Origin of the sequence: Pseudomonas prosekii (assembly GCF_900105155.1) — a bacterium.
Classification (GTDB): domain Bacteria; phylum Pseudomonadota; class Gammaproteobacteria; order Pseudomonadales; family Pseudomonadaceae; genus Aquipseudomonas; species Aquipseudomonas prosekii.
Window position 1 is genome coordinate 1036071 of the sequence record NZ_LT629762.1, and the last position, 17323, is coordinate 1053393.

General features: G+C 59.8%; 15 protein-coding genes. All 15 read right to left on the minus strand.

Annotation, left to right across the window (positions count from 1 at the left end; all coding sequences use genetic code 11):
- Position 1: 1 nt before the first annotated feature.
- The 15 genes from BLU01_RS04785 to rfbF all read right to left on the minus strand — a co-directional run bounded on the left by BLU01_RS04785 (position 2) and on the right by rfbF (position 17242).
- Positions 2 to 1195, minus strand: a complete 1194-nt coding sequence (locus BLU01_RS04785) for a sensor histidine kinase (RefSeq protein WP_167370417.1) — start codon at positions 1193 to 1195, stop codon at positions 2 to 4.
- A 128-nt stretch (positions 1196 to 1323) separates the two neighbouring features.
- Positions 1324 to 2799, minus strand: a complete 1476-nt coding sequence (locus BLU01_RS04790) for a sigma-54 dependent transcriptional regulator (RefSeq protein ID WP_092271469.1) — start codon at positions 2797 to 2799, stop codon at positions 1324 to 1326.
- A gap of 172 nt (positions 2800 to 2971) precedes the next feature.
- A complete protein-coding gene (locus tag BLU01_RS04795; RefSeq protein WP_092271471.1) occupies positions 2972 to 3268 on the minus strand; it encodes a flagellar protein FliT in 297 nt (98 codons plus the stop codon).
- 10 nt (positions 3269 to 3278) lie between these two features.
- Entirely contained in the window at positions 3279 to 3674 is a 396-nt protein-coding gene (gene fliS, locus BLU01_RS04800) for a flagellar export chaperone FliS (protein ID WP_092271473.1), read from the minus strand.
- A 130-nt stretch (positions 3675 to 3804) separates the two neighbouring features.
- Positions 3805 to 5241 (minus strand): flagellar filament capping protein FliD, encoded by a 1437-nt coding sequence (gene fliD, locus BLU01_RS04805; RefSeq protein WP_092271475.1) that lies wholly within the window; start codon positions 5239 to 5241, stop codon positions 3805 to 3807.
- Positions 5242 to 5323: 82 nt separating this feature from the next.
- Entirely contained in the window at positions 5324 to 5689 is a 366-nt protein-coding gene (locus BLU01_RS04810) for a flagellar protein FlaG (protein WP_092271477.1), read from the minus strand.
- A gap of 72 nt (positions 5690 to 5761) precedes the next feature.
- Positions 5762 to 6613: a flagellin domain-containing protein gene (locus tag BLU01_RS04815; protein WP_092271479.1), complete on the minus strand. Its 852-nt coding sequence runs from the start codon at positions 6611 to 6613 to the stop codon at positions 5762 to 5764.
- Between the two features lie 332 nt (positions 6614 to 6945).
- Positions 6946 to 7872, minus strand: a complete 927-nt coding sequence (locus BLU01_RS04820) for a ketoacyl-ACP synthase III (RefSeq protein WP_092271481.1) — start codon at positions 7870 to 7872, stop codon at positions 6946 to 6948.
- Positions 7873 to 8147: 275 nt separating this feature from the next.
- Positions 8148 to 9668, minus strand: coding sequence for a UDP-2,4-diacetamido-2,4,6-trideoxy-beta-L-altropyranose hydrolase (pseG, locus tag BLU01_RS04825; RefSeq protein WP_092281469.1), 1521 nt, complete (start codon positions 9666 to 9668; stop codon positions 8148 to 8150).
- Positions 9669 to 9977: 309 nt separating this feature from the next.
- Complete coding sequence (locus tag BLU01_RS04830) at positions 9978 to 12902, minus strand: glycosyltransferase family 2 protein (protein ID WP_092271483.1); 2925 nt, start codon at positions 12900 to 12902, stop codon at positions 9978 to 9980.
- 16 nt (positions 12903 to 12918) lie between these two features.
- Positions 12919 to 13989: a class I SAM-dependent methyltransferase gene (locus tag BLU01_RS04835; RefSeq protein WP_092271485.1), complete on the minus strand. Its 1071-nt coding sequence runs from the start codon at positions 13987 to 13989 to the stop codon at positions 12919 to 12921.
- Positions 13979 to 14836: an NAD-dependent epimerase/dehydratase family protein gene (locus BLU01_RS04840; protein WP_092271487.1), complete on the minus strand. Its 858-nt coding sequence runs from the start codon at positions 14834 to 14836 to the stop codon at positions 13979 to 13981. Before BLU01_RS04840 ends, BLU01_RS04835 begins: the two co-directional genes overlap by 11 nt.
- Positions 14837 to 14847: 11 nt before the next feature.
- Entirely contained in the window at positions 14848 to 15408 is a 561-nt protein-coding gene (gene rfbC, locus BLU01_RS04845) for a dTDP-4-dehydrorhamnose 3,5-epimerase (RefSeq protein WP_092271489.1), read from the minus strand.
- Positions 15405 to 16487 (minus strand): CDP-glucose 4,6-dehydratase, encoded by a 1083-nt coding sequence (rfbG, locus tag BLU01_RS04850; RefSeq protein ID WP_092271491.1) that lies wholly within the window; start codon positions 16485 to 16487, stop codon positions 15405 to 15407. Before rfbG ends, rfbC begins: the two co-directional genes overlap by 4 nt.
- Positions 16469 to 17242, minus strand: coding sequence for a glucose-1-phosphate cytidylyltransferase (rfbF, locus tag BLU01_RS04855; RefSeq protein WP_092271493.1), 774 nt, complete (start codon positions 17240 to 17242; stop codon positions 16469 to 16471). The genes rfbG and rfbF overlap by 19 nt, the downstream gene beginning before the upstream one ends.
- Positions 17243 to 17323: the final 81 nt, after the last annotated feature.

Below are 17323 nucleotides of genomic sequence, written 5' to 3' on the forward strand. Positions count from 1 at the left end.
TTCACTCCGTCTCCGCTGCGCTGGAAAACAACGGCAAGGTCAGCAATGCAGACGTGCCGCGACCGAGCCGCGAGCGCAACTGCAATTCTCCCTGATGCGCGCGAGCCACTGCCTTGACCACGGTCAGGCCAAGCCCGGTCCCGGTGGTTTTGGTGGTGAAAAAAGGCTCGCCCAAACGCGCCAGCACCACCGGATCAATGCCGCTGCCGCTGTCGCTGACACACAGGCGCAAATTGTTGTCGCGGCTATACAGGTGGACTTTCAAGCGCGCCGCGCCGCTGCTGGCCTGAATCGCGTTCTCGATCAGATTCAGAATTGCCCCGACCAAAGTGTCGCGATTGCACAGCAATTCGCCGGCATGGCTGTCGCACTGCCAGCGAATCGGCAAATCCTGCACATGCGTCAACGCCGCCGCTTGCAGCGCCTGCATGAGTTCTTTGGGAGTGACGCGGTTGGTCAGCGGCAGTTCGCCACGGGCAAACACCAGCATGTCGCGCACCTGATGTTCGAGTTCGTGCAGACGTTCTTTCAAGCGCCCGGCAAAACGTTGCTGGGTGGCGACCGGCAATTCCTGCTCGGTCAAATGACTGGCGTACAGCAGTGCGGCGGACAGCGGCGTGCGAATTTGATGAGCCAGCGAAGCAACCATGCGCCCCAGCGACGACAAACGTTCGTGACGCGCCAGTTGATCCTGCAAATGCCGGGTTTCGGTGAGGTCGTTGAGCAACACCAACTGACCGGGCTCGGCATCCAGCGAGCGCGTGGCAATCGACAGGCGCCGACCGTCCTTCAAGGAGATTTCATGACCGTCGTCTTCACGGGGCGCGAAACAACGGGCGATGACCTGGCGCCACAACTCGCCTTCGAGCGGCAAGCCGAGCAATTCGCACGCGGCCGGGTTGGCTTCGCGCACCATGCCTTGGGCATCGATGACGATCACGCCGCCGGGTAACAGATCGAGGAGGTTTTGCAGACGGTTGGCCAGGCGTTCCTTTTCCGCCAACTCTTGCATGCGCTGGGCGCTGACCACCGCCAGCTCGCCTTTAAGCTCGGTGACCCGGGCTTCGAGCATGCTGTAGGAATCGGTCAGTTGGCTCGACATCTGGTTGAACAGCGCGAACGCCTGCTCAAGTCCGAGACGGCTCGCCTGCTCTACGGGCAGCGGCAGCCCCGAAGTATCAGGGACAGGAGACATCTGGGCGGCTTGGGGCATCGTGCTCTCTCGCTTGGCTGACCGTCAGTTAAACGGAACGTTGCGAGAGCTATAGCAATACCCGTGCCTAAAAAAAATCGCTTATAAATGAAGGACTTGAAAAACAGGCGTCAATCATCCGCCTGTTCATCTCCATCACGGCGACTCATGCCGTACTTGCGCATCTTTTCCACCAGCGTGGTGCGACGAATGCGCAGGCGTTCGGCGGCGCGCGCGACGATGCCATTGGCATCATCCAGCGCTTGCTGAATCAACCCTTGCTCCAGACCACCGAGGTAGTCCTTGAGGTCCAGGCCTTCCGGCGGCAGCAGGGCATTGGCGCTGAAGTCCGGAGTGTGACCGTTGATGGCCACGCGTTCTTCGAGGTCGCTGCGCAGGCTGTCGACCAGTTGCTCGTCTTCGTCGTCGACGTAGCGGAATTTCTTCGGCAATTCGACCACGCCGATCACCCCGTACGGATGCATGATCGCCATGCGTTCCACCAGGTTGGCCAGCTCACGGACGTTGCCCGGCCAGCCGTGGCGGCACAGGGACATGATCGCGGCGGAGTTGAAGCGGATCGAGCCGCGTTTCTCATGCTCCATGCGCGAGATAAGCTCGTTCATCAGCAGCGGAATATCTTCGACACGTTCGCGCAGCGGCGCCATCTCGATCGGGAACACGTTCAGGCGATAGTAAAGGTCTTCGCGGAAGGTGCCGATCTCGATCATGCTTTCGAGATTTTTGTGCGTCGCGGCAATGATGCGCACGTCGACGCTTTGCGTCTTGTTGCTGCCCACGCGCTCAAAAGTGCGTTCCTGCAGCACGCGCAGCAACTTGACCTGCATCGGCAGCGGCATGTCGCCGATTTCGTCGAGGAACAGCGTGCCGCCGTTGGCCAGTTCAAAACGCCCGGCGCGGCTGGTGATCGCCCCGGTGAAAGCGCCTTTCTCGTGACCGAACAATTCGCTTTCCAGCAACTCGGCCGGGATCGCCCCGCAGTTGACTGGGACGAATGGCCCGTCGCGGCGCTTGGAGTGATAGTGCAAGTTGCGCGCGACCACTTCCTTGCCGGTGCCGGACTCGCCGAGGATCAGCACGCTGGCGTCAGTGTCAGCGACTTGCTGCATCATCTGGCGCACGTGCTGAATCGCCCGGCTGGTGCCGACGAGGCTGCGGAACAGATTGGGTTCGCGGTGACGACCGCGCTCGCGGGCCTGGTCGTACATCTCGCGATAGACCTGGGCACGGTGCAGGGAGTCGAGCAATTTGCTGTAGCTGGGCGGCATCTCGAGGGTCGAAAGCACTCGGCGACGCTGGTCTTCGGGCAGGTCAACGGAAGAATTATCGCCCATTAACAAAACCGGAAGGAACTCATCCCAGGTTGAGAGTGTCTTTAACAAGCCCAAAAGCGCGCCAGGAGCATTTACCGTCCCGATCAGTACGCAAATGACTTCACGACTTGATGACAAAGAGCCGACCGCCTGCTGCCAGTCATGGCTGCCGCAGGGCAAATTTTCTTCGCCAAGAAAATTAAGGATCACCGCCAAATCGCGGCGGCGGACGCTATCGTCATCAATTAGCAGAATTTTGGTTTCACGCCACATGCAATAGCAACTTCCCTAGTCAACTCAATGCCCGAAATGAGGGGGCAAGCTAGACGCTTGCAGACTCGTTAAGCCTGTAGACGCCTGAAATCTGGATACAGCCACTAGTTAAGTCAAAAAACTGTGCACAGTCAAATTTATGGCGCACTAGTTTGGATTAACTGGGGATTAATTAACCAAACAGATGGTAAACCTTTGCGGCGTTCTGCGCTTGGTGGATCTGAGACATCTCGTCGACTATTGCCTGCCTCTCCCCCATCGCCACTTCCAGAAGCTGCTTGTAGACATACAGCAGCTCCTCGAGGTTGTCGCGCAACGCGGCCTCGTCCAGCGAAGCTTCACTCAAAACGTCTTCCATGCAGGAACGGCAATCCAGATCCAACTGACCGATCACCTCCCAGTTGCGGTCGGCCAATGCACTCACCAACGCTACGCGGGTATGTTCTATTCGCTGCAATACAAGACTCATGGTGATCTCCTTAAAACTGAGGACCTGGCGCCGCGATGGCATCCCAGCCTTCTTTGACCGTGCGCAGCAAACCCGCGACTTCGTCGAGGATCCGCGGGTCACTCTTGATGTTCGCCTCGGCGAGACGCTTCATCATGTAGATGTACAACTGGTCGAGCTCGCCGACGGCTTCGGCAGAGTTCTCCAGGTCCAGGCCTTCACGCAGGCCACCGACAATGCCGATCGCCTTGCTGATCGACACGCACTTGCCCGGGACGTCCTTGCGCTCGATGGAGCCTTTGGCCTGGGCGATACGATCCAGACCACCCTCCATCAACATTTGCACCAGACGGTGCGGACTGGCTTCGGACGTCTGCGCCTGCGCGCCAACCTTCTGATATTGCCGAAGGGCTAACATTGGGTTCATGTTTTACCTCATTGCCACGTTGACTCGTATGACCACTGTATCGTCGTTGAGCCAGAAAACTTTAGATTGAAAAGACAAAAACCCGGCGCACTTGAAAAAGCGTAGCCGGGTTTCTGTCGTCAGTTCATGACTACTTGCTGGACTGCTGCGCGTTCAGCGACGCGAAGAACGAGGTGATGTTGCTGGCCGTCGCCTTCATTTGCCCGACGATCAGGTCCATCGCGTTGTACTTGGCCGTCAGGGTCGCAGTGAGATTGGTGACGTGCATATCCAAAGCTTTCTGCTGAGTCGTCAGGGTTTTGCCGACAGTCGTCAGGTTGGAACTGCGCTGATCGAGCAAACCGCCGGTCTTGACGTATGGATCGACAGCAGCGCTCATGCGCGCCAGCAGCCCATTGGTCGAATTGGTCCCGGTGAACAACTGCTGCACCTGACCGGTCATGCCGTTGGTGGCCATGTTCTTGGTGAAGGTCGCGGAGTCAAACGCCAGGTTACCGGTGTTCTGGTCGGTCATTACACCGATCTGCGACAGCACTGCCAAAGGACCACCGGCGCCGGGCGCAGTCAACTGACCGCGGATGTCGGCAATCAATGAACGCGGCAAGGAGTCACCGGTGAACGCCGCGGAAACGGTCGGATTACCGTCATCGTCGGCCGTCGCTTTGGACAAGGTATCGACGGTTTTCTTCAGGGTGTTGTAAGCATCGACAAACGCCTGAACGGAGGTCTGCAAACCGGTGGTGTTGTTGGCGACGGTGACCGCTGTGGCAGTCGCCGGCGTACCGGTGCTAACGGCAGCCAGGTTGAGCGTCAGGCCACTGATCGCACCGGTAACCGTATTGCTTTTGCTGGTGACGGTCAGGCCGTCGATGATCACCGTCGCATCCGAGGCAATCCCATTCACCGCACCCGAGGCGCCCGGCGTCGGGCTCGCGCTCATCGGCTGGGTGCCGTCGATTTCAAGGCCGGCGATGCCGCTGACGGTAAGGTCGGAACCGGCGCCAGTCTTGTTCGAACTGATCACCAGACGCGAAGCGCCGGTGCTGTCCGTCACGATGTTGGCCGAGATACCGTTGGCGCCCTGCGCGGTGTTGATCGCGTCTCGGGTCGACTGCAGGGTCGCATTGGCGGGAATCGCGACATTGTAGTCAGTGCCATTTTGACTGATTTTCAGAGTACCACTCGGAATGGCACTGGCAGTACCGCCCGCAAAAGCAGCGCTCGCCACTTTCGAGCCGGTGGCCAGATTCGTCACGACAACGCTGTAAGTCCCGGCAACCGCTGTGTTGTCCGAGGTCGCAGCGAGAATCGAGGTATTGCCCGAGGAAGCGGTAAAACCCGCAAATGCAGGAGTCGTCGTACTGCCTAGGTTTTTCATCGCCGTCTGGAACGCGGTCAATGCGCTTTTCAGGGCACCGACACCGGAGATTTTCAGCGTGTTGGTTTTGGTCTGGGTGTCGATCTGGGTTTGCTTGGCCGATTTGTCGGCGCCTACCAGCGCACTGACGATCGCGCCGATGTCCAGACCCGAGCCTAAACCCGAACCCGGTAGAATTGGACTTGCCATGTGCATCTCCCTCTCTGTGTGTCGCCGGTCTTTTGACCACTATCAGCGATCAATGATCGTACAAACACGTTTCATGCCAGCATCAGGCTTTGGCGTCGAACAACACGTTACTGGCGTTATGCAGACTTTCAGCGAGCTTCATTGCTTCGGCCGACGGAATCTGTCGAATGACTTCACCGGATTCGCTCGCAATCACTTTGACAATGACCTTGCCAGATGTTTCATCGATCGAAAACTCAAGATTGCGCTTGACCGACTGAACGAATTTTTCAATTTCCTGCACTGCAGTTTTCAATTTTTCCGAATTGTCCGGATTGCCCGATTCCGAGCTATTGGCAGCAACAGCCTGGGTACTTTCGGCGCGAGGCTTGTCGACCGGCTTCTCGGTAGTGCTGACCGTCGGTTTCGCGGCCGGGTAAGACAAATTCAGCTTCACGCTCATGTCCATGACCATCACCTCTTAAACGGAAAAAGCGAGAGAGCACGCAAGCGCACTCCCCCGCCAAAACTCAATCCGATCTTACTGAAGCAGTTTCAGTACGGCGGATGGCAGCTGGTTAGCCTGGGCCAGAACAGCGGTGGAAGCTTGTTGCAGAGTCTGCTGTTTGGTCAGGTTAGCTGTTTCTGCGGCGAAGTCGGTATCTTGTACGCGACCCTGTGCAGCAGTGGTGTTTTCGTTGATGTTTTGCAGGTTGGAGATGGTGCTGGTCAGACGGTTTTGCGAAGCACCGAGGCTGGCGCGAGTGCTGTTGATGGACGCAATTGCGGCATCGATAGCGGTGATCGCGTTGTCAGCTGCCAGGGCGGCGTCGCTTGGGGAAGCGCCAGTCAGAGCAACAGTACCGCTGCCTACCGACAGGCTGACGGCGTCGAACTTGCCGCTCAGTACCAGGTCGATGTGGTTAGCCGAACCAGTGTTCGCGCCAACTTGCAGAGTTACAGTACCAGCCGAACCGTCGAGCAGGTTTTTGCCGTTCAGGTTGGTGGAAGCCGAGATACGAGTCAATTCGTCAGACATCTGAGCGAATTCGGAGTTGGTCGCTTCCTGGTCTTTGTCGCCGTTGGTGCCGTTACGTGCTTTAACAGCCAGTTCACGCATACGTTGCAGAATGTCGGTCGAAGCCTGCAGCGCGCCTTCAGCGGTTTGCGCAACGGAGATACCGTCGTTGGCGTTCTGGATTGCCTGAGTACCACCACGGATCTGCGAGCTCATGCGAGTAGCGATCTGCAGGCCGGCGGCGTCGTCTTTGGCGCTGTTGATTTTCAGGCCGGAGGACAGGCGCTGCATCGAGGTCGAAAGTGCATCGGAAGCACGGTTCAGGTTTTTCTGAACGTTCAACGATGTAACGTTAGTGTTTACTGTTAAAGCCATGACGAATTCCTCGTTGGTTGGGTACTGCGGCTTCCGGCCCTGGCAAGCGCCGGGTGTGGCCTAGAGAACCTTCGTAATAGTTATCGTCGGTTTCGCAGGTTGCTTGAGGGCTTTTTTAAAAATATTTGCCATCACCCGGCCACCCCCCGGAAAACAAAGGCTTAGCGCGATTCCACCCACATAAAAATGACGTCATAAAACTGTCCGTGGCGCCAAGCGGCGTTGCAGCGCTGCCCAAAGCCACTTTTCGCGCAGGCAAAAAAAAGCGTTCAAGGGATGCCTTGAACGCTTTTTTTGTAGCCGGCTGATGGTTTTTTCGTACCAACTACTGCTTAAGGGCGATAGATAATCGCCGAGCCCCACGACAGGCCCACACCAAAACCGCTCAGTGCCACGCGTTTCCAGTCCGAGTCCAGTACGTGCTTTTCCAACAATAGCGGAATACTCGAAGACACCGTGTTGCCGGTCTCGACCATGTCCTTGATGAATTTCTCCGGTTCGCCTTCGAAACGTCGGGCGACGGCGTCAACAATTGCCGCGCTGCCCTGGTGAATGCAGAAGGCGTCGATATCGTCAGCCTGCAAATTCGACTCATCGAGCAACTCGTGCAAATGCGCCGGGACTTTGAGCAAGGCAAAGTTGAAGACCTGACGACCGTTCATATAGAACACGCCATCGGTGACCTTCAAGTGCGGCGCGCCGGAACCGTCGGTGCCGAACTTGGCTTTGCCCAACTGCCACGGCGCTTCTTCGCCCATCCACGTCGCGGTAGCAGCGTCGCCAAACAGCATGGTGGTGTTGCGGTCTTCCGGGTCGACGATCTTCGAGTACGGATCAGCGGTGACCAGCAAGCCGTTTTTCAGGCCGGTGGCTTCCATGAAACCCTTGATCGCGTAGATGCCATAGACGTAACCCGAGCAGCCCAGCGAGATATCGAACGCGGCAACGTTGGTCGACAAGCCGAGCTTGTCCTGAACAATTGCGGCGGTGTGCGGCAGGCCTTCTTCGTCGCCGTTCTGGGTGACGACGATCAGCACGTCAATGGATTCGCGTTTCAGCTCAGGGTTGCTGGCGAACAACGCGTTGACGGCTTCGACACACAGGTCCGAGGTTTCCTGCGCGGCGTCTTTGCGCGGCAGGAACGCTGAACCGATCTTGCCAAGGATGAACTCTTCATCCTTCTCGAATTTTGCACCTTGTGCGTAATTGTCCACGCCGGCTACAGGAACGTAGCTCGCAATGCTCTTTATGCCAATCATTACGGCTTCCCAATAATAAACAGCCCAATACCACCGCTCGCAAGGATTCGAGGGGCGCCGACATACAGTGATTTTCAGTCGCCGCAACGGGCGACAGCGGGGAGCGTTGAGGGCTATCACTGGACCCGATAACGGGCCAGGCGCCATCTCCCCGGTCAATACAATACAGTGAAGATGCGCGTTATGACTCACAGGTCACGCTATTTTGCCGAATCAACCCGACAACGCTTATTCGACCAATGAGCCGCGGAGTGCCGTGGCGCGCTGTTCAGGTACTAGATGAAGGGCTCGGGCAGATCCAGGTCTGCGGGCATGAGACGGGTGAACACGCAGGCACTCTGCGTGAAACCTGCCTCAGCAAACAGCCTCAGCGACGGCTGATTGCCAGGTAATACCTGCGCGCTGAGGCTTTGCAGTTGCGGCCAACGGGGGCGGACAAACGCCTCGCCGCGCGCCAGCAGCGCCCTGCCCCACCCGAGGCCAAAACGTCCTTCGAACAGATAAATCGAGACTTCGGCGCTGACGCCGCGCAGCTCATAACGCAGCACACCGACCGGGCCATCAGCGGCCTCGGCGATCAGCAACAAACGCTGCGGATTGTCCAGGCTCGCCGCGAGCCACGCCTGATGCGCCGGCCAATCGATCTCGCGGCTGTCCAGCGACCAGCGCCGCACGGCCTCGGCGTTGCGTCCCGCGAACAACAGACGAGCATCGTCGAGCGTCGCCTCGCGCAACGGCAACATTGCGCCGACCAGCGCTGCCGCCACGCGCTGTGCGCCACGGCCATCGACCAACTGTCGCGAGCGCTCGGCCATGCTTTGGCGCAAGCCCTGATTGCCGGCGACAAAACCCACCGCCAGGCGCAACTGCTCGACGCTGACCTGCTCACGCGCGCCGAGAAACACGTGCGCGCCCGAGGTGGCCATGACCTCGCCGTTGGCCTGCTGATTATTCGACACAGCGATGCAAATCGTCGGCAAGCCCATCGCCGCGCGTTCCCAACTGGTGCCACCCCCAGCGCCGACAAACAGATCGGCTTCGGTCATCAAGCGCTGAAAGTCGCTGACAAAACTGTGCAGGCGCCAATTCGGCCGCGCGGCCGCCAGCGCTTGCATCTCGTCCCACGCCGGGTTGGCGGCGCCAGCGACAAAATCGACCTCAAGATCATGAAAATCCTGCAACGCCAGCATCGCGTGATGGGTTTGCCGCGCCGCATCGAAGCCGCCGAAGTTGACCAACACGCGTTTGGCCACGGGTTTGATCGGCAGTGCCGGACAGCAAAATTCATCGCGCAGCATAGCGAAGCGCGGGCCGAACAAGGTCTGGCAATCGTCACCGAGCAGGCCGACATAGGCCTCGGCGGTACCCGAGAGATTCTGGTTGAGCAGCAGATCGACGCGGTAAGTGCGTGTCGCCAGATCATCCACCGCCGCGATCCGTGGCGCCCAGCGCCGAGCGGCGGTTTGCCAGTGATGATCGAGGCCGTAATGGTCGACGATGACCCAGTCGAACGCTGAGTGGTTTTGCAGCAATTGGTCCAGCGCATCGATGTCGGCCTGCCACGGCAGCATCGACTCGATTGCCTGTTGCGGGTCTTCATCGGGATAACGCGCCGGCAAACAGAATGTCTCGAAACCTTCGGCGGCGAGGCTGTCGAGGCGATGACCGGGCAATTCGCGACAGGCAAACGCCACGTGTACCCCTTGCTGGCGCAGGGTTCTGGCCAAGGGCAGCAAACGCGCGATATGGCCGCTGCCAATCGTCGGTGAGGCGTCGGAGCGGATCAGCACTCTCATCGCCACTTTCATCGCCGCACTCATCGCCAACCGCCACGCGTTTTCAACGCGCGCAAAAGCGCATCGATGCGAGCCCGATAATAGTGTTCGGCACGATTGGCCAGAATGATTGCGACGCTGTTCAAAAGTGCTTTTCCCGGAGAAACCACGTGACGTCTTCCACCGGAAAAACTGCGGGTCACGGTGGCTGCCTGAACCTTTGCTACGAACAAATGCTCGTCGCAAGGGCCAGGCATTTCACCAGCAAATGCGCGTTCAGACAACTTGGCGCGGTTGCCGCGCCAAGTGACCTCTGTCAGCTCACGCCTCTCAGGCCAGCAGTTGCGCCCAATTGATCGGCGCGCTTTCACCCAATGTGAAGCCTTTGCCGGTCAACGCCAAATGCGCGCTGTAGGCCGGATCCTGGGCGAACGCCGTGCTCCATTTTTCGCGTAATGCCTCGAGCGCCTGCGGCGCTGACGGTTGCTCGCCTTGATGCAGAACCTGCACCAGCGGCGTCCACACCGTCACGTAGCCGGCCTGACCGGCGCGCAGGCACAGGTCAACGTCGCTGAAACCTTGCGCAAACGTTTCGTCATCAAGCCCGCCCAAGTCGTCGAACAATTCCTTGCGCACCATCAGGCACACCTTCGACACCGCAGAATAATTCTGCTCTACGGCCAGGCGTTGCAAGTACACGCTGGCGTCATGCTTTTCGCCGACGAAGGCTGAGCCGACCGCGCCATTGAACCCGAGAATCAGCCCGGCGCTGGAGATCTTGCCGTCGCGATTGACCAGTTTCGCCCCGACCACCCCGACTTCCGGACGCTGCGCATGGTTGAGCAGCGACTCGATCCAGTTCGGGTTGACCACTTCGGCGTCGGCCGCCAGCAGCACCAGGTACTCGCCCTGCGCTTTCTCACTGGCGAAATTGCTCAACGCCACGTCGCTCATCGGTTGCTCGGCGTGCAGCAGGCGCACCTTGATGTTTTGCAACGCGCCGAGCCAGTCATCGACGGCCGCCGACTGGGCCGGATTAACCGCGATCAATACTTCGTAACGCAGGTAACGGGTCTTAAGCAGCAGCCCGTCGACGCAACGTTGCAGCGCGGCCAGATCATCCCCGGCCGGGACGATAATCGACACCAGTGGCCGCTCGGCGTGACGGTAATCGATCTGGTAAGTGCCCGGCAGTTGCGAGGTGATTTTGGCCTTGTAGCCGCGATTGCCGAGGTGCCGCAGCAATGCCAGTCGCTCGTGGGCGTTTTCTTCCAGCTCCGGCGCCTGGGTAATCAGCAGCGGTTCGTCGAGGTGCGCGAGGCCGCCGAGGCCACTGTGCTCGATGATGCGCAACAACAAGTCGAACTCCAGGGCATTGCTGAAATCGGCCTGATAACCGCCCACTTCCAGCACCGCCTCTCGACGGATCAACCAGTGCCGCGCCATCAGCGCCGGCAGGCTTTGCAACAGATCAAGGTTGAACCCCGGACGGAACACATCAACCAGTGCGCCATCTGCTTTGCGCTGGATTTCATCGGTGGCCACAGCGTCCAGACCGCTGACATTGAGCAATTCGAGACTGGCGCGCAGCAGCCCGCCAGGTGTGAACTCGTCGCCCGCCTGCGCCAGCAACAGCCAGTCGCACGGCGATTGGCCGGCGCTCTGGTTGAGCTTGTCGACGAAATTGCTTTGCGTCACCCGGACAAAGTGCAGGGTGTTTTGCGCAGTGGTCGCCGCTGGCGGCTCACCGGTGGTGAACACGACAATCTTGAAAGCTTTGCAGTGACCTTCGACCAGGCTGTCGAGCGTGACCTGAACTTTGTCGATGTCGTTGTCGACATCCAGCAGAAAAATCCCGAACTGCGGGCCGCCGTCATGCGCCGCCAAGTGACTGGCGATTTGCGCGGCCTGCTCGGCATCCGGCTGACGCGCGGCCAGCCAATCGAGCAAGCGACTGGAGTGCATGCGACTGAAAACCGCGTGCGGGTCTTTCGCTGACAGCGCTTCCAGACGCCCGGCCCACTCGGTCAGGTTTTGTGCCTCGTCATCCTCGCCGAGCAATTGCGTCTGTTGCGCCAGGCGCTTGACCACCGCGCGGTTGAACACGTCCAGATCGTGGGCCTGCCACAAACGGTCGGCGACACTTTGCGGCGTATCGTTGTTGCGCGCGCGCAACAGATGCTCCTGGCGAGTCCACACGCCTTCCAGTCTTTCCAGCTGCACGCGCCCGGCAGGCATTGCGTGAATCAGGAATTCGATCTCGGTCAGCAGATCGAAAAACGGCTGATTGTAGAAAGGCATTTCGACATATTGCCGTGGCCCGAAGCGCCGCACCGGCTCGGCCACTGCGTGGTTCCAGCACGACTCGAAAATCAGTTCCATGGTCAAGCCGCGATGGGCGATAAGGCTGTCGGCCATGGTCGCAAAACTGTCCAGCGCCAGCGCCTTGCGTTGTGCCGGCTCGAGGTGCTCGACACCATGCGGCAGCGAGGCGAGGAAGTCGGCGAACGCCTCACGCGCGGCCACCGACTTGGCGTCGGTATAGCTCAGCGCGCGATAGACGTCGGTGTCGTGATCGGAGAATCCATAGTTCATTTCCCGTACCGAGTACGGGATCGGCAAAATGCGCGCCTTGGCGTTCATCAACAGGAAGTAGGCGTGGCCGATTTCCTGCCATTCGAAACTGGTGCCTTGCGGCAATCTGGCGTACCAGTCCTTGACCACCGAGGTGCGGCACACGCCATAAAACGGCGGGATGAACTGGTGCATGAAACCCTGCAGCCGCTGCCCAGCGTCCTCAGACGGATAGTCCTCGCAGACCTTTTTGTCGCGGCGGAAGTAATTGACGCTGCCGGCCATCGCCAGATACATCAGGCTGTAGCCGATGCACAGCGCGTAATCGTGATTGGCTTCGAGGAAGCTCACCGCTTCGCCCAGCGCACCGTGCAGCAAGAAATCATCGTCGGCGGCGAACACCATGTACGGGGTGGTCAATCGCTCGACGCCGAAGGTCAATTTGGACTGCAGGCCCCAATAGGCGATCTGCGGCAAATGGTGATAATCGACCGCCGAAAAGTCGCCGTCGGGACGTTCACTCGACGAATCCAGCACCATCACTTTGCAAGGCAGATTACGGTAGTACTGCAACGCCCGGCGCAGGAAAACCGGGCGGTTGTGGGTGATCAACACCACCGTCAACAATTCACTCAGGGGCAGCGTCGGCTCGAAGGTTTGGGGAAGCGTACTTACAGTCATTTCGAGGTCTCAATAGTCACTGGAATGAAGCGCTGTCGACGGCGTGATAGACGTAGCGTCCACCGGTCATGCGCTTGATTTCTTCGAGGTAGTTGGAGTTCATCACAAACAGATGGGCGCCTTCGGGCAGGCCGTCGATCGCCTCTTGCGGCGACGACACGCGCACCCCGCTCAGCGGCAGATAACGGCCTTGCTTGGACGGGTTGATGTCGACCACGTGCTCGACCGAGACCCCGGCACGTTGCAGCGCCAGCGAATAAATCACGCCTTTGGACGAGGCGCCCCAGATGCCGGCGCCGTGGCTGCCGCTGGCCTGAATGATCTGCACGGCTTTATCGATGCTGGCGGTAAAGTTGTCCGCCAGGCTGAGCAGTTGCGGCGGTTGCAGCGGTGTGCGGCGCAACGTCGACAGGTCCGCGACGATGTACAGGTACTGACCGCCAAACAGATGCCCGGCTTCATGCACGGTATCGAACAACCCGCGCAGGTCGGCGAGGCGGAAGTAATTCACGTGTTCGTAGAACACGTCGAACCAGGCGTTGTGCTCGACGATCCAGTCGAAGCACGGCACCTCGATGTAGATCTGCCCACCGCGATTGGCGGCGGCGATATCGGCGAGAAAACTCACCGGGTCGCTGATGTGTTCCAGCACGTGGCGCAACACAATCGCGTCAGCATTGAGGCCCAATTCCTGAGTGAATGGCGCCTTGATCACTTCGCTGTTATCGCCCTCATAGGAAGGGTCGATGCCGGTAATCGCGTAGCCGAGCCCGCGCAGCATTTCGAGGAAATAGCCTTTGCCGCAGCCGACTTCGATCAGGCTTTGCCCCTTGAAATGCCGGGCAAGAATCGCCTCGACGTCATTCAAGTGCTGCTGGAATTGCACCGAATGCGCCTGTTCGTTCTGATAGTCGGCGTCATAGCTGAGCTTGCTGGCGTCGAACGCCTGATTGAAGATCAGCCCGCTGTCACTGTCCTGCACCAACACGATGTCGGCGCTGCCCGAGGCGCGCGCCTGTTCGGCGCTGGCAAACGTGCGGTTCTGCAAGACCGGCAGGCCGCTGACACGATAGAGCTCATGCTGCATGTTGTTCTCCTGCCAATTGCGAAATCCGCTCGGCCACGCCCCAGAACGCCATCGGTTCGTGGGCGGAATAACCGTAGTGCCCGAGGTTGAGGGCGATATTTGCTTGACGTTCGGCCACGCGCTGCTCGACCAAAGCCCTGACGGACACCGGTTGACCGCTGCAGCAATTGATCACGCCGGCAACATCGCGACGAGCCACCAGCGCCGCGAGCATGGCGGCGGCCTGGCGGATTTCCAGGTAGTCGCGCAACTGGTCGCCCGCCGACATATTGAACTGCGCCTCACCGGCATCAATCGCGCGGTCGAGGCTGGCCAACAAACTGTTGGGGTTCTGCCCTTCGCCATGCAGATAAAACAACCGCGCCCACTGCAACGTGAACGGCTGCTGGCGCTGCAACGCCTCAAGAAATTGGCGCAAGGTGTGTTTGGCCAAGCCATAAGGCGTGTTCGGTTGCGGCGCAATGGCTTCGCTGAGCGGACCACTTTGCAGCCCATATTCGAAGCAGGTGCCAGTGACCAGAACCTGGCTGACGCCGGCCTCGATCACCCGCTTGAGGAATGCGTAATCGAGCGGCAAGTTGCGCTCGAAATGGAACAGCGCCTGATAATTCGGCAGACCGCTCCAGGCCAGGTGCGCGATCACGTCAATGCCCTCGGCCAGGGCTGCGACGTCGAGGTTCGGGTCCTGAATATCGGCGGCGACGAATTCCACCTCGTCGAACCACGGCAAGGCTCGCGCCGCATCGAGGTCGCGCGACACCGCGCGGACCTTGAAACCTTTGCCGAGCAAAGCGCTGACCAGGTGCCGGCCGACAAAACCACTGGCGCCAGTGACCAGCACGTTCAATGCGCGAGCCGTCACAGCTCGACCCCGCGGAACGTGTCGTCGAGCAGCGGATGGCTGGCATCCTTGGCCGACAAGTTCTTGACGGGCAACGGCCAAGGGATCGCCAACGCCGGATCGTTCACCGACAACCCTGCTTCATGCGCCGGCGCGTAATCGGCGTCGGTCAGGTACAGCACTTCGGAATCGTCGGTCAGCGATTGAAACCCGTGGGCAAAACCCGCCGGGATCAGCAGGCTGCGGCCATCGTCGGCGCGCAATTCTTCGGCGTGCCATTGCAGATAGGTTGGCGACTGCGGGCGCAGGTCCACCACCACATCCCACACCGCGCCGCGCACGCAGGTAATCAACTTGGACTCGGCAAAACCGGCGTGTTGATAATGCAATCCGCGCACGCTGCCCTGCTCGGCGGTCCGCGAATGGTTGATCTGGCGAATCGCGAACGGCCGGCCCTGCGCGGTCAGACTGGTCTGGCAAAACAATCGCGCAAAACGTCCGCGATCATCGCAGAAGACTTTTTGCTGGATCAGAAACAACCCTTCCAGTTTCAACGCATGGAGTGTCAGCTCGCTCATGACCGATCCTTGTAGAGATTCAATTGGTTCAGGGTGACTTCGCGCATGTCTTCGCCGTTCTGCCACGCCAGGTGCCAGTCGAGCGTCTGCGCCAGGCATTGCTGCAACGACCAGCGCGGTTGCCAGCCCAGCAGTTGTTTGGCGCGGCTGCTGTCCAGACGCAACAGGCCGGCTTCGTGCAATTCACTCGGCTCGATGCGCAAACCGCGTGCTTGCGGCCAGCGGTTGGCGAGCAGTTCGACCACTTCGCCAACGCTGCACATATCCGCTTCGCTCGGGCCGAAGTTCCACGCGCCGGCGTATTGCGGGCCTTGTTCGTAGAGGCCGGCCGCGAGTTGCAGGTAACCGGCCAATGGCTCCAGCGCGTGTTGCCACGGGCGCACCGCTTGCGGATAGCGCAGGGTTACCGGTTCGTCTGCCGACCATGCCTTGAGCACGTCCGGGATCAACCGCTCCGGGGCGAAATCGCCGCCGCCGAGGACATTGCCGGCACGGGCGGTGGCCAGCGCCAGACCGTGTTCTTCATAGCGATCAGCGGCGAAAAACGAGGCGGCATATGACTGCGCGAGCAATTCGCAGCAAGCCTTGCTGCTGCTGTAAGGGTCGTGACCGCCGAGCGCTTCGTCCTCGCGATACGGCCACAGCCATTCCTTGTTGGCGTAGACCTTGTCGGTGGTCACTAGCACGCAAGCGCGCACGCAACCGACCTGGCGGATCGCTTCGAGCAGGTTGAGCGTGCCCATGACGTTGCTGGAATAAGTGCCCAACGGGTCGCGATAGCCTTCGCGCACCAGCGGTTGCGCCGCCAGGTGCAGGACGATTTCCGGTTCGGTGTCGGCGATCAGTTCCAGCAAGGCGCCGAGGTCGCGCAGGTCGCCGCGCTGATCGTTGATGCCCTCGTGGACTCGTGCCAGTTCAAACAGGCTCGGTTCGGTCGACGGATCGAGGGCAAAACCGCTGACTTCGGCACCCAGGCTTTGCAGCCACAGGGTCAGCCAACTGCCCTTGAAACCGGTGTGCCCGGTGACCAGAACCCGTTTGCCGCGCCAGAATGCCGGGCTCAATCCCATTGCTTCCATGGGGCCTCCCCGCTCTGCCACAGCGCTTCGAGATGGTTTTTGTCGCGCAGGGTGTCCATCGGATGCCAGAAACCGTCGTGCTGGAAGGCTTGCAATTGCTGGTCTTGGGCCAGCGCGGCGAGCGGCTCGGCTTCCCACGACGTGTGATCGTCGGCAATGAACGGCAAGACTTTGGGCGACAACACGAAGAAACCGCCATTGATCCAGCCGCCGTCACCGCGAGGTTTTTCGGTGAAGCCCATTACCGAATCGCCGTCGCGCTCCAGCGCACCGTAACGTCCGGGTGGCTGAACGGCCGTGACGGTGGCGAGTTTGCCGTGGGCCAAATGGAAATCCACCAGCGCGCCGATGTTGATGTCCGAGACGCCATCGCCGTAGGTGAAGCAGAACGCTTGCTCGTCTTCGAGATAGCGCGAGGCACGGCGCAAACGGCCGCCGGTCATGGTCTCTTCGCCAGTGTCGATCAGCGTCACGCGCCATGGCTCGCTGTAGTTCTGGTGCACGTCCATGCGGTTGTTGCGCATGTCGAAGGTGACGTCGGAGGTGTGCAGGAAGTAGTTGGCGAAGAAGTCCTTGATCGCGTAGCCCTTGTAGCCGAGGCAAATCACGAAATCGTGGATTCCGTGCGCGGAGTACTGCTTCATGATGTGCCAGAGAATTGGCTTGCCGCCGATCTCGATCATCGGCTTGGGCTTGAGGTGCGACTCTTCACTGATGCGCGTGCCGAGACCACCCGCCAAAATAACTGCCTTCATCCGCTTCCCCTCTTGCTCGTCACAGGGCCCGGGCACGCTATTTCAAGCATGTGCGGGCCATCTGGATAAAACGCTGAACGC

Coding starts and splice junctions, on each gene's coding strand:
- BLU01_RS04785 (WP_167370417.1), bottom strand. CDS start 1,195: ATGTCTCCTGTCCCTGATACTTCGGGGCTGCCGCTGCCCGTAGAGCAG.
- BLU01_RS04790 (WP_092271469.1), bottom strand. CDS start 2,799: ATGTGGCGTGAAACCAAAATTCTGCTAATTGATGACGATAGCGTCCGC.
- BLU01_RS04795 (WP_092271471.1), bottom strand. CDS start 3,268: ATGAGTCTTGTATTGCAGCGAATAGAACATACCCGCGTAGCGTTGGTG.
- fliS (WP_092271473.1), bottom strand. CDS start 3,674: ATGAACCCAATGTTAGCCCTTCGGCAATATCAGAAGGTTGGCGCGCAG.
- fliD (WP_092271475.1), bottom strand. CDS start 5,241: ATGGCAAGTCCAATTCTACCGGGTTCGGGTTTAGGCTCGGGTCTGGAC.
- BLU01_RS04810 (WP_092271477.1), bottom strand. CDS start 5,689: ATGGACATGAGCGTGAAGCTGAATTTGTCTTACCCGGCCGCGAAACCG.
- BLU01_RS04815 (WP_092271479.1), bottom strand. CDS start 6,613: ATGGCTTTAACAGTAAACACTAACGTTACATCGTTGAACGTTCAGAAA.
- BLU01_RS04820 (WP_092271481.1), bottom strand. CDS start 7,872: ATGATTGGCATAAAGAGCATTGCGAGCTACGTTCCTGTAGCCGGCGTG.
- pseG (WP_092281469.1), bottom strand. CDS start 9,668: ATGAGAGTGCTGATCCGCTCCGACGCCTCACCGACGATTGGCAGCGGC.
- BLU01_RS04830 (WP_092271483.1), bottom strand. CDS start 12,902: ATGACTGTAAGTACGCTTCCCCAAACCTTCGAGCCGACGCTGCCCCTG.
- BLU01_RS04835 (WP_092271485.1), bottom strand. CDS start 13,989: ATGCAGCATGAGCTCTATCGTGTCAGCGGCCTGCCGGTCTTGCAGAAC.
- rfbC (WP_092271489.1), bottom strand. CDS start 15,408: ATGAGCGAGCTGACACTCCATGCGTTGAAACTGGAAGGGTTGTTTCTG.
- rfbG (WP_092271491.1), bottom strand. CDS start 16,487: ATGGAAGCAATGGGATTGAGCCCGGCATTCTGGCGCGGCAAACGGGTT.
- rfbF (WP_092271493.1), bottom strand. CDS start 17,242: ATGAAGGCAGTTATTTTGGCGGGTGGTCTCGGCACGCGCATCAGTGAA.